The organism is Woeseia sp. D3-10, assembly GCF_055809415.1.
The window spans coordinates 368,318-381,156 of record NZ_JBVVTW010000007.1; the positions used below are offsets into that span (position 1 = coordinate 368,318).

Here is a 12,839-nt window from a genome sequence, read left to right on the forward strand (position 1 = left end):
ATCCGGTCCGGGATGTTAACGGTGGTTTGCCTGACTGGCCGATGACGAGCTGGATGACGGTTGGCCATCGTCCGTATAAGTTGAACTGTCGCTGCCATAATAACCGCCATAGTAGCCACGGTTCTTGCCAAATCGGACCTGATTCAAAATCAGGTTTGTCGGCTTGCTGGTATCCAGCGTGGCCAGCGCATCCATGACGGCTTCTCGTGGCGTTACACCAGCCCTGACAACCATGACCGTCTGACCGGCAAATGCAGTAAGTGCCCGTGATTCGGTCGTTTGCAACAATGGCGAGGAATCAATAAGTACTATCTGTCGCGGATTCCGTCGCGACAGATAATCGATCAACTTCTGCATTCGTTTACTGGACAATAACTCCGTTGCGTTCTGGCGAAATTTTCCAGCTGGCAAGAAGGTCAACCCATCGGCGCTCGTCGCGAGCTCCAGCTCCTCCAGCCTAACCGATGTATCATCCAGGAAATCCAACAAACCCGGTTCGTCCTGAGCATCCAACAACGTTGAAATATGCGGTTTCGGTATATCCGCATCAATCAGAATTACCGCGGTGTCTTTCTCCTGCGCCAGGCTGAGTGCAAGGTTCAGGCAGGTGAATGTCTTGCCATCGCCGGACAGCGCGCTGGTCACCAATACTACGTGGCCCTGCTTGATGTCTTGAGCGTTGACGCCGAAAGCGTTCTTGATGATTGGCCGTTTGATAACCCGGTATTCTTCATCGAACTTGCGGGTATCTTCAGCCGGGGGTATCAAACCGGCGTCGCGCATTGCCGCACGGTCGATTTGAACGATTCTCTCAGGCACTGAAACAGCTGCTGCCGAATTCACAGCGTCGTCAGGGAGCAATACCGGTGTATCGACGCTGGTGGCTTCAATACGGCCGATTTTCTGCGGGCGCTCTGCTACTTCCGGCAGGCGACCGCCACGTTCGTCCTGGATCTTGCGTAATGCATCTACGATCTTACTCATTGTCTGCCTCAGCCAACCAGTTGACGAATAAACAGGCCGCCTGGCTCTTGAGCCAGCAAAGCCAAGACGAAGGTCACTACTAACATGCCTCCTGCCACCGCGAACGATGATAATTCCACCTTACGGTGTGCGTGATGACGGTCGAGCCAGGTCATGCTGACTGCACCCAGAACTGGCAATCCAGTTATGTCACGCAAATTTGACACGTCGTGGAATACGGGATTAAGCATGTGCAGCAACCACGCAATACCGCCACCTGTACCCAGCGCAAACACCAAAACGGCAAACAGGAACAGACTGCGTATTGGCGAAACAGGCTCGTTGCCAACGTACGGTGGATCGATCAGCCGAAAATTCACGACGGCTGCTTCCTGTTTACGGGACGCAATTACCTCCTGCTCCAATAGTGTCCGCAACTCGTCATAGGTGCTCTTCACCTGATCGTAATCGCGCGTCAGCTCAGTCAGCTGTGCCTCAATGGCAGGAATGATATCTACCTTGTTGCGTAAATCGGCAATTCGCGCACGGTCCCGCGACAACTGACTGCGCAGGCCCGCCACTTCGACATTAATCTCGTTCAGCGCAATTTGCAGTTGCTGATGCACAGGATTGTTCGCCATCGCACTGGTAGTTGTACCGCCGTTCTGTTGCATTTCCTCGACCCGGGCCGCGCGCCTGCTACGCAACTGATCGATTTGCTCCTGCACCGAGATGACGTCCGGGTGCCGGTCCGTAAACCGCAGCAACAGTTCACTCAGCTGCGCCTCCAGTTCAGCGATCCTCGTATCGAATTCAGTGCGCGGCCCGTTACCAGCCACTCGAGCCGCCCCCGCTGAACTGCCTGTCGCCGTACCGGGCTCGTCTACGAATGGATTTTCTCCGCGTAATTGCGCCTCGAGCGTTGCCTTGCGACTCAGGGCATTCTCCAGTTGGACTTCCAGGCCGCTCAGGTTTGTAAGCTCATCCTGCAGCCGATTAAAGTACCCGCCACTGTCGCTTGGAAGCAGACCGACATTCTGCTGCTTGAAGTCAGCAAGCGCTTTTTCGCGCGACTTCAATTGCTCGGAGTATTTCGATATTTCCTCCCGCAGAAACTCGATTGTTTCTTTAGAACTGTCCTGCCGACCGCGTACCACATCGACCATGAACTCGTTGAGCAGCGCCTCAACAACGGCAAGGCTCATCGCGCGGTCTTTGTCCCGGAATGCGATCGTGTAAATACCATCTGTCGGACGCGGTGCCCGTTCCATACCCGGTGAACCGGTAATAACGATTTTCTGTTGCAACGAGCTGATCAGATCGTTCTTGCCCATCGCTGTGCTGGCACGCAAGTCCAGATCGGTCTCCCGCGCCACTTGCTCCAGTACGGGGCGGCCAAGCATCGCCTGCTTAACCAGGTTGACCTGATCACCCACTTGATCCGGCGTCGTTACCTCCCCGATCACTCTGTCAAGACGGGAACGCGTTTCAACGAAAAACTTTGCGTTCGCTTCATAGACATCCTGCATCGAATAGACAAAGAGCCAGCCAACAACACAAATGCTCCAGGCAACGCCCATAGCCCACCAGCGGTAACGCCACGCGCCAACTATTTCCCGGCGCAGGAATATGATCAGATCGTTCATAGTTACTCTAGAATCTCGACTCGGGCACTATCAGCACATCGCCCGGGTACATGTTGATGTTCTGACTCATGTCACCGTCTTTCAGCAGATTATCCAGACGGACCCGGCACTCAGTAGAACTGTCGTCAATTTGCCTGACGATGTGCGAGCGGTTGCCAGCCGCGAATTCATCCAGTCCACCAACTGCGACGACGACATCCAGAATTCGAATGCCGTCACGATAGGCGATTGACTGTGGCGTTACGACACTGCCAATGACCTGAATCTGATTGGACGAACCTTCCGCTGCAACCAGAATATTTACTTTAGGTATACGCAGGTATTCGGACAAGACCTCTTCCATGTCGCGCGCCAGTTCAGTTGGCGTCTTACCAACAGCAACCATGTCCTCGACCAACGAGATCGAAATCTTGCCATCAGGCCTCACAGGCACGGTGCCGGATAACTCCTGATTGCGCCAAACGAAGATCTCCAGTGTATCGCCTGCACCGATGACGTAGTCCTGAGAACGCGCATCGGGTTGCGGACAAACCGGTGGCACACCGCCACCACTGCTCGCACAACCGCTGATCACAAACACCGCCAGTAACAGCGTTGCCAATGGCAGTCGTGCTGTGATCTCCCGCATACCTTTTCGCATCTTTAATCTCCGCTCGAGCTCGTTCCGAGCAAGTTATTCATTGTCAGCGCCGACTACCAGCTGGTGCCCGGTCGCGTAAGAATTCAGCCAGTCTTGTACTACGTCTCGCGCATCTCCGCAGTCTTCAAGGCAACGCGTTGACACAATCTCGACACCCGCTTCCGGCCGTCCGGCAAACACCGCCAACCCGTAATACAGTTTCGCGTGTAAGTCGCTGGTGAAAAAACGACCACCCACGTTATAGCGAAAATACACCGCGCGCTGTGCGCCATTCCGCGCTACGAGAAACAACTTGCGAAATGGCATGCTGCCTTCCTGGCCGAACGTCAGCTGCTCCAACCCCGACTCGACTGAACGCCAGCTGCCTTCCAGACCTTCAATGTGGTTCTCGTAGCCGATCAGTTCCTTGCCCTGGCTCTGCGCCAGGTAAACATTTGCGTAGACACTGACCTGCTGCCCACCGCGCACGTAGCTGGCCTGCACTTCCGCGCTATTACCGCTGTAAACCGGGTGCCAATCCGTCATTGCGCTGCCTCGAACCCAACCGTTTCGATCACCCGGCAATTGAACATTGGCCTCCGCGTCGTCAATGACCGGCATTTTCGCATAGATAATCGCGGAAGACGCCAATAGAAGAACAGCGACACAGGCAAACATACCGAGCGCCGGTGTGCCGGCACGTCGTGGCGGTGCCTTTACCGAGTTCCCGGCAGTTTCGTCAGACGCCTGCCAATCCATTCTCCGGGAAACCCACAGCAGCGGCAGCATCGCTATGCCGTACAATATCCAGCCGAAAGTGTAGTGATCTTCGGTTACCAGGTAGTGCTGCATATCGGTGACATGGCCCGCCACGATCACCAGGAACACCCGGACCCAGTTTGTCAGCAAGGCAATAAAGACAACTAGACTAACCAGCAATATTGACGGTCCAATACGTTTGACGTAGAGCCACGCGTACAGCAACGCAATGGCAAAACTAATAATCAGGTAGTGCAGCCCGCTGCAGCCACTGGCAATTTCGAACGTCCCTGCCGGCAAGCTCACAAAATTGCCACTGATAAATGCCGGAATCCCGACAACGGCCAGTGCAAATTCGACTGCGTGCACTGTGAAGTACTGGAGTACGAAATTGCCGCTTTCCCAGATCGGCACAGCCAGATACAGGTAGCCAATCGGCAACAACAGTACGCCCGCCAGTCGCCAGCCCAATACAGACAGGGCGGCCAACCACAGGATGGCCGGGAGCAATATCTGGTGGATCGCCTGAATACTGCCGAGGTTGGCAATGGTCCACACAGACAGAAGTACCGCGAGCCCGGCTAATCCGACCAGACTCGGCGAGGCTGCTGCACCGGCGAGTTGAGGCCGCAGGCAAAACACCATATAGGCAATGATGGCGACGATGAGATAGCCGTGCGAATAGCGGGATGATTCGATCCAGAAACCGTGCAGTGACATCCAGGTCGGCCATAGCGCCAGCAAACTGACTGCGAAAATACCCAGCAGCACCGCCCACGGCGTCGGCCACGGGCCAGACCCGTCTCGGGTATTCGTACACTGCTCGCTTGCTGCCAACGTCGAACTCACCGCTCATTCTCCGGATGGCGGGCCATTACAGGCTTGCAGCCAGCTGTTCGGCCGCAGCCCGGCTGGAAAATTCGGTCGTTGATGCCAACAAACGCTCCAGGATCCGCTTGGCCTCAACAGCTTCGCCGGCATCGGCCAGTACACTCGCGAGGTGGTAGGCGATTTCGGCGTTGCCCGGCATTTTGCTTGCAGCTTCGCGCAGCAGTTCAACGGCTCGGTTGGTCTCCCCCTGACCGGCCAGAATCCAGCCCAGAGTGTCGGCAATCTGCGGATTGTCAGGGGCCATCGCATGGGCCTTCTCAGCCAGCTCGACGGCCCGGGAATTGCCTTCCTGCGAGTATTGCCAGGCCAGATTATTCAGGCCGATGGCATTCAATTCACCGCGTTCCATCAGGTTTTCGTACTGCGCCCGCGCCGCAGCACCTTGCCCCGCGGCGGTCAACGTTTGGGCATAGACCAGTCGTACTTCGGAATCATCCGGGTTTTGATCCAACCAGCGAATCAGCGGGTCGGCCGTCTTGCTGCTGCCCGCAACGCGGTACGCATTGGACAATCGCAGTGCCAATGACCGGGACCACCCGGTCGCGGCGGCACGTTCAAAATGTCCGATGGCCTTTTCAGTGTTGCCAGCAGCCAGTTCCAGATCGCCACGCAAACCCTCAACGCCCTGCTGATTTGGGTTCGCTTTAGCAAAGGCGTCGAGACTCGCGCGCGCGCGCTCCGGCACACCCGCCCGAACAGCCGCGTTGACGACCAGTGACACGCCCCGGAAATCGGCAGGTCGCATCGCAATGAAAGCCCGGCCGGTATCGAAGGCTGAAGTGAATTGCTCGCCAGCCATTTGGGCCAGCGCCAGATCGAAACGAAATGCGGCATTGCGAGGATCTGCGGTCACGGCCTGACTCAGCTGCAGCAATGCCTGCTCTGGCTCGTTACGCGCAAGGTGCACAAGACCACGAATGTGGCTCATTTCCGGCGCATCGGCGAATTCTTTATCTGCGCTCTCGACAACGGCGAGTGCTGCATCCGGGCGGCCAAGGGCCAGCTCGGTTCGCGCCAAAATAGTTAGCGGTGCTACCGAGTGTGGGGCCGCCTCTGTCGCACGACGCAGATACGCCGGCATCTCGGCCAACTGATCTTGCGCCTCAAGCACAGCAGCCAGTGACATCAGCGCAGGTACGTGCGATGGGTGTGCCGCAAGCAAATCGACCAGGTACTTCTGCGCGCCGGGAAGATCGCCCGCCGCCTGTTTCAGCCTGCTAAGACTAAACAAGGCTGCAATATTGGTGGGCTCGATACGTAACGCATCTTCGAAATGCTGACGTGCGCCATCCTGATCTTGCAACGAGTAGCGCAATGCGCCAACTGCGACACGCACATCGGCAGAATCCGGGTTTTCACGCAGCAAACGTTCGCCTTCACTAACTGCCTCGTTTACCCGGCCGTCACGCAGCAGCGCGGTAATCAGCAAAGTCTGTCGGCGGAGCTCGCTGTCACCCGTTTCCGGCATTGACTGCAGCAACTCGACAGCACTCTCGTTCCTGCCAGCTGTTATGTAGGTAGTCGCCAGCGCCAATCCAACGAGTGAATTCTCCGGATCCATTTCAACGCTACGTTCGAAATAGCGAATAGCCTCATCGGCGTCGCCTGCCGCCATTTGTGCACGACCAAGCATTGCGAGTGACAACGAATCGCCACCATCAGCCGACTCGAGCAACTGCAGTGCGGCGTCCGGTTCATTGAGGCGTAATTGGGTCTCGGCCAGTAGTCGGCGCATGTTGGCATTGCCCGCATCGCCACGTACCGCCTGCATCAGGTGAAACTCGGCCTGCCGAAGATTGCCGCGCGAAAAGCTGATGATTCCGAGCATCGCGTGGGCGCGTGGGTCCTCAGGGAATTTGCCAGAATACTGCTGCAATATTTCGCGAGCGGTGTCGTAATCGTTACGTGCAAACGCCAGGCGGCCACTCTGATATTCAAGTTGCGGGAGTTGTGGAAAATCGGCGCGGGTTTGTTCCAGCAGTTCGCCAGCTTCGTCGTAACGAGTCGCATCGATGAGTGCAGAGATCAGATTGCCGCGTGCCGCAATTCTATCCGGCGGCGTCGATTCTTCGTTCTCTGCTGATATGGCGTTCTGATAAGAGGTAATCGCCGCGTCAAGCTGGCTTTGCGCTCGTTCGAAGTTGCCTCGTGCGAGCCATGCCAGTGCCGAGTCAGCATTCACCTCTGTAGCCCGGTTGAACGACTCAGCCGCCACGTCCATCTGTCCACGGACAGCGGCTATCATGCCGATGCCGATCAAACCGCGAGGCGATGACTGATCGACAGCCAATGCCTGCAAATAGCGTTCCTCTGCAGAGTCCACATTGCCCAACGAGAAATACAAATCACCCAGAAATGCCTGCATACCCTCATCGGCTGTATCTTCCGGCAAATTGGGAACCACTTTCTCGAAGGCCTCGGTTGCCTTGCCTTGTGCCAGCATGGCTCGACCATAACCGACCCAAATTTCAACACCGCTCCCGCCCGCTCCCAGTGCGCGCGCGAAATGAGTTTCGGCTGTCGGCGCATCACCCAGTTGCCACGAACTGCGGGCCATCAGCAAGCGAGCATCCGCGTTCTCGGGTTCGGTTTGCAGGACGTTGCGCAACTCAATCGTTGCAGCCCTGTAGTTAGCGTCATCGAAATACTGCTGGGCCTGTTGCATTCGCTCTTCCGGCGACGGCTGACAGGCGGCCAGGAAAGCAAAGGTCAGCAGGTAGAGTGCCATCTGGCGGGCGGTGCGATTAGTCATGAATTGTGGCTGCCGGTCAATGAAAAACTGCGGCACGCAATCAAAGACCTGCCATCGCTCGCGGCAGTCCATGCGTGTACAAATTGTTGCTGTCAGCGATACCGCGACGGATCGCGCAAAGTATAGACTTTTTCCATAGAAACAGCGACATAGCCTTTCCCAATAGTGTGAGATGCGTCACAGTCGAGATAGCCTTTGCGTCACAGAACTGCAACTTCGTAGCGCCCGAATTGAGTGTAGCGTGAGGTGTCAGGAAGCGGCGCTGAGCGGCGATATCATGGATCGCGTAGATCCGGCCAATCGACTCAGTTTGACCGTACCAGCGAGAAAACGAAGCTGGAACCCTCATTCGGTACGGATTTAACCGCCACGTCACCGCCAAGGGCACGAATAGTTTCGCGAATCTGGTAAGCCCCGATACCCATGCCGCGCGTACCTTTAGTGCTGTCAAACGGCTTAAACAGGCGTTCGCGAATGAACTGCTCATCCATTCCGCAGCCCGTATCTGTGATCGTGATGATCGCCTGGTCGTCGGTTGATTCAAGAATTGCCGTGATCTCGCCGTCGTCCGCCGTCGCATCCTGAGCGTTCCTGATGGCATGCGTAAGTGCCATAAAGACCCGATCCCTATCACCTGAAATCCACACCGGCAGTTCGCCAACGCGTGCCACCGGGACCGGCTCACGGTCCTCGCAATGCGAGGTGACCTGCATGATTAACTTGCCGAGTTCGATTTTCTCTTTAGGGTTGTCTGCCGATCGCTGATTGAGATGGTCGATTACCTTGCGCATGCGCGTTACGCCACTGGCAATGGTTTCGAAGGCGTCGTTAACAAAGTCCGGGTTGTCCCGGTAGCGTTTCGCGTTCTCAACAATCAGTGACTGTTGGGCGATCAGGTTATTCAGGTCGTGCATGAGAAATGCCGTCAGTCGATTGTAAGCCGCGAACTGCACAGCCTGCACCAGCAAACTGTCCGACTTCTCCTGCGCCAGATGCACACCAATATGACTGCCCACGGTCTTCAACAAGTCGCGATCTTCGTAATTGAGCGTCGGTACGACCTGTGGCTCACACAACATGATCATTCCCAGCAACTGCTGGCGCGACACCAGCGGAACAATCAGCCATGCGCGGCTGTGCGGCTCCAACCACTCTGGCAATTCAAGTCCGGAGTACATTTCAGGAATGCGCTGGAATTCATCGAAGTCAATGAGCCAGCTATCCTTCTTTATGAACTCAACCAACGGGTCATCGACATCGATATCAGCTACCGTCACATCGTAATCAAGACTGGCCGCACGCCGGTAAACTCGTTCATCGTCGTCCAGCATCCACAACACACCGGCTGGGCTGTCAACAATCTGAGCCATGGCTTTGACGACAATCTGCCGTGTCGAACTGTCTTCGAAATTGGCGAGAGTCGAAACGAGGCGCATCCACTCTTCGCGGTAGTCGTATTTATTTCTGTAGAAGTGCTTGTTGAGGATGACTTTCAAGCGAGCGCGCATGGTGCTCGAAAAGAGCAACACAAACAGGACAAGCGCTGCCCCGGCAAAAAACATGACTCGGGCTACACTGCCCCAGGTTCCGCCAAACTGCAGCAACAGGTAGCCGCCGAAACTCATTAACAACAGGTACAGTCCGACGGTAGTGAGCGTTGTCGTATAGAACACTACCTGCCGCGAAACGAATATTTGCAGCCCCCACTCGCGGCTGCGCCGCACAGCCATTGCGATCAGTGGGACAAAGAGCAGGTTGACTGCGCCTCTGGCTATCCAGGTCGCGGTATCGTTGACTGCGAACAGCACACCTTGCGAGTACAGAAACATGTCATAGGCAAATATTCCGCCCACGCCGAGCACCAGCATTTTGAGGTAGTTGCGAGACGCCGGCGTGGCATTGCGAAAGAGTTGCTCGAGCAGGATCAGGCCAACAAGACTGATGGCCAGTCCGCCATAGTTAAGAACGAAACCGATGTTACCAGCGCGACCCAGGGCAACAGACTCTACCCAGATATACAAACCCGCACACAGGACCGCAATCCATACGAGGTGCGCCATTCGGCGCATGGCAGGACTGATACCAGCCTGCCCTGCCAGGTACGACAGAAAGGCCAGCCAGGCCGCGCCACGCGCAACCTCAGCAAGGAACAGCAACATTGGTGCAACCGAGTCACTGGCAAACTGCAGTGCAAGCGAGCTGGCCCACAACGTGCTGACCATGCTGGCAATTGCCAGATAGGCGCCGGCACGGTGTCCTCGCCAATTAGTGAACAGCAGGACAGCCAGCACCAGGTACATAGCGCCAACCAAACCGTAACTTATCGCACCGAATGCAATCATTGAACTGTAGCCTTGATACGCTCTCGTTTAGAATTGTAACGCTTGCCGTCATCTCAGGAACAACTCAGTTCACACCGGTGAACCTGGACCGACCATCAATCACGTGAAGCAATCTGCCACCAAATCACGAGTAGCTTTGATACTCATCGCCGCTGCCTTGCTGCTGACGATACATCTCTATGCGCCACCGACCAACGTGTTGTGGCTGCAAGTTGCTTTCGATACCGGCCACGTGCTGGCATTTGGCTTGATTTCCCTGTGCATCTTTGCCAGCTTGCCTGGCAAACTCAGTCCACTGTTACGTGCCGGACGAGCACTGCTTATATGTATGGTGTTAGGTGCACTTAGCGAGACAGCGCAGATTCCAATCGCTCGCGATGCTTCTTGGCACGACTTGATGTCCGACTGGTTTGGCGCCGCGGCTTTTATCGGCATTGCGGTCGTCGTTACGGCATCGAGCGCATTCACACGAGTTCAGATTGCAGCGATCATAGTGCTGGCGTTGGGAATGTTGACCTGGGCATTGTGGCCGCTTGCCAGAACCTCTCTGGCTTATCTGGAACGATTCCAACAGTTGCCACAGCTGGTGCAGCCTGACTCTACGCTATCGAACGTATTCATACGCCGTCAGTTCGCATCGATTACCCGGGTTCCGCAGCCGGATGGCGCGGCGATACAAGTTGAACTCCTGGACGGCGCATGGCCCGGCATTACCTTTCACGACCTGTGGCCCGACTGGCGGAACTATTCAACTCTTGTGTTGCAAATCGCGATTGACGGCACGACCCCGTTTGATCTGAATGTCCGTATTCATGATCGCCCTCACCAGGCCGGCGAACAGAATTACAGCGACCGCTTTAACAGGCAATACCACCTTACCCCGGGCATGCATGTACTTCGAATTAGCCTGGACGACGTCAAGAAGTCACCGCGTGATCGGGAACTGGAACTTGCTGAGATCGAAGGAATCATCCTCTTTGGCCGCCAACAAGATGCTGGCCGGATATTCCGCGTACAGGACTTGCGTCTGGAACCCTAAGCAGACCGTTAGCGAGCGCCCTTGCCCCAGAGAACCACTTCGACCGTCTGCAAGATGATCACGAGATCGAGCAGAAAGCTCTGGTCTTTGATGTAGTAGAGGTCGTATTGCAATTTCTCGACCGTCTCTTCTTCCGTCGAACCATAGGAATAACGCAATTGTGCCCAGCCGGTTAGTCCGGGTTTGACCGCATGGCGCTCGGAATAATAGGGAATCTTCTCTTGCAACTGCGTGACGAACTCTGGTCTTTCCGGGCGAGGACCAACCAGGCTCATCTCGCCTCGAAGAACGTTAATTATTTGTGGCAGCTCGTCCAGCCGGTACTTGCGCAGTACATTGCCGACCTTCGTAATGCGAGTGTCTTCCTCGGTTGCCCAGACCGCTTTGCCGTCAGTCTCGGCGTCCACACGCATGCTGCGAAACTTCAGTACATCAAACGGGACTGCGCCTTCGCCAAGCCGGCATTGCCGATAGAGTATGGGTGCAGACATACCGTCTTCGAGTTTAATGGCAACTGCCACGATCAGCATTATCGGCCAGCTCACCAGAAACAGAGCGATGCTGACTACGAGGTCCAGCATGCGCTTGTTAAACAAGCGCAATGGTGAAACCCGAAAACCGGAAGAAAAGATCAACCAGCCAGGATTAACCAGGTCGACCCGAATCTTGCCGGTTTCACGCTCGAGAAATTCGAGCAAGTCGATGACTTCGAAGCCCTTCAGGCGGCAATCAAGCAATTCGCGGATCGGTAAATTGCCGCGACGATCATCCATCGCAACTACAATCTCATCAGCATCAAGTTCCTCGGCAATCTGACAAATTGATTTGCCGTTCACCGTTAATGCAGCACCGCTTTCCGACGGTTTATCCCCTGAAGCACGAATCTGACCGACGATACGAAAGCCACGGCGGTCGGCTCGACGGCGCATGTCCCCGATACTGGCCGCGCGTACACCGGCGCCGTACACCAGCACCTTGCGACGAAAGATGTTCTCGTCGACATTACGGCGGAAATACCAGCGTACGACAGCAAGCCCAACAAGGGCGCAAATAGTTGACCAAAGCACAACAAGCCGGGACAGCGTGATCATGGGTACAACGAAGAAAATTGCCCACATGACCAATTCACCGGCGCCGACGCCGGCAATAACCCGCAACAGCGTCTCGCGGTAACTCATGCGTTGATTGAATTGATACAAGCCCATGGAAATCAAACTGGTGAGTATCACCAGCGCCATAATGATTGCTTTGGGCAAAATCGAGCCGCCAATACTGGCTGCCAGTGACAGGTCGCCGTAGACGATGTACGAGCCGGCGTATACCGACGCACACAACAACAAGAACTCCACGCAAGCGAGCAGGAGCAAAGGTGCACGTATGACACTGTTTAATATGCGAATTTGCATTATTTTTATTAGTTAGAATTGCGCCCAAACTGACACGCATTGCCGGACTTTCCGGTCGACCTGCAGCCAACCCCGAATTAACCCCATGTCACCACCCACGAGCGGCAACGTGGCGTATTGTAAAGGTTGTGCAATTACAACGTTGTGATATTCCTCTCACTGACCAAGAAAGTTTGCGCTACTTTGGTGCGCTGCATGCGAAACCAACCATCGAAACAACGGCGTGTGTAAGCTCGCAGAATCAACCGACAATTGACTACGACTTGCTGTGCCGCATTTTGCTGTTTTGTCCTGCTGACTTGATGGTTTCCAAGCAACCAGGCGAATGTTCCTGTTACCGACGGATCCGGTGTAGAACAGAAACAAATCAACGGCACCTGTGAATGAAACCGGCAATCAGCAAGCACAAAAAAAAAGGGGCC

8 protein-coding genes are annotated in these 12,839 nt (G+C 55.5%); 1 reads left to right on the forward strand and 7 read right to left on the reverse strand.

The window, feature by feature from the left end; all coding sequences use genetic code 11:
• Positions 1-15 precede the first annotated feature (15 nt).
• The 6 genes from AC0L8N_RS02430 to prsK form a co-directional block, all read right to left on the reverse strand.
• Positions 16-984, reverse strand: a complete 969-nt coding sequence (locus AC0L8N_RS02430; RefSeq protein ID WP_473665990.1) for a P-loop NTPase — start codon at positions 982-984, stop codon at positions 16-18.
• Positions 985-992: 8 nt separating this feature from the next.
• Positions 993-2,609, reverse strand: coding sequence for an XrtA system polysaccharide chain length determinant (locus tag AC0L8N_RS02435; protein WP_473665991.1), 1,617 nt, complete (start codon positions 2,607-2,609; stop codon positions 993-995).
• 7 nt (positions 2,610-2,616) lie between these two features.
• Entirely contained in the window at positions 2,617-3,249 is a 633-nt protein-coding gene (locus AC0L8N_RS02440) for an XrtA/PEP-CTERM system exopolysaccharide export protein (protein ID WP_473665992.1), read from the reverse strand.
• A gap of 33 nt (positions 3,250-3,282) precedes the next feature.
• Entirely contained in the window at positions 3,283-4,836 is a 1,554-nt protein-coding gene (gene xrtA, locus AC0L8N_RS02445; protein WP_473665993.1) for an exosortase A, read from the reverse strand.
• A gap of 25 nt (positions 4,837-4,861) precedes the next feature.
• Positions 4,862-7,630, reverse strand: coding sequence for an XrtA/PEP-CTERM system TPR-repeat protein PrsT (gene prsT / locus AC0L8N_RS02450; protein WP_473665994.1), 2,769 nt, complete (start codon positions 7,628-7,630; stop codon positions 4,862-4,864).
• A gap of 305 nt (positions 7,631-7,935) precedes the next feature.
• Positions 7,936-9,972, reverse strand: a complete 2,037-nt coding sequence (gene prsK / locus AC0L8N_RS02455) for an XrtA/PEP-CTERM system histidine kinase PrsK (protein WP_473665995.1) — start codon at positions 9,970-9,972, stop codon at positions 7,936-7,938.
• 103 nt (positions 9,973-10,075) lie between these two features.
• Between prsK and AC0L8N_RS02460 the strand changes: the two genes are divergently transcribed.
• Positions 10,076-11,011 carry a VanZ family protein gene (locus AC0L8N_RS02460; protein ID WP_473665996.1) on the forward strand — a complete coding sequence of 312 codons (936 nt, stop codon included), beginning with the start codon at positions 10,076-10,078 and terminating at the stop codon, positions 11,009-11,011.
• 8 nt (positions 11,012-11,019) lie between these two features.
• Here AC0L8N_RS02460 and AC0L8N_RS02465 read toward each other — a convergent pair whose 3' ends face one another.
• Positions 11,020-12,417 (reverse strand): TIGR03013 family XrtA/PEP-CTERM system glycosyltransferase, encoded by a 1,398-nt coding sequence (locus AC0L8N_RS02465; RefSeq protein WP_473665997.1) that lies wholly within the window; start codon positions 12,415-12,417, stop codon positions 11,020-11,022.
• Between the last annotated feature and the right edge of the window lie 422 nt (positions 12,418-12,839).

Bases quoted from the DNA above. Each gene is read 5' to 3' on its own strand.
- prsT (WP_473665994.1), bottom strand. From the start codon at position 7,630: ATGACTAATCGCACCGCCCGCCAGATGGCACTCTACCTGCTGACCTTT.
- AC0L8N_RS02430 (WP_473665990.1), bottom strand. From the start codon at position 984: ATGAGTAAGATCGTAGATGCATTACGCAAGATCCAGGACGAACGTGGC.
- AC0L8N_RS02465 (WP_473665997.1), bottom strand. From the start codon at position 12,417: ATGCAAATTCGCATATTAAACAGTGTCATACGTGCACCTTTGCTCCTG.
- prsK (WP_473665995.1), bottom strand. From the start codon at position 9,972: ATGATTGCATTCGGTGCGATAAGTTACGGTTTGGTTGGCGCTATGTAC.
- AC0L8N_RS02435 (WP_473665991.1), bottom strand. From the start codon at position 2,609: ATGAACGATCTGATCATATTCCTGCGCCGGGAAATAGTTGGCGCGTGG.
- AC0L8N_RS02440 (WP_473665992.1), bottom strand. From the start codon at position 3,249: ATGCGAAAAGGTATGCGGGAGATCACAGCACGACTGCCATTGGCAACG.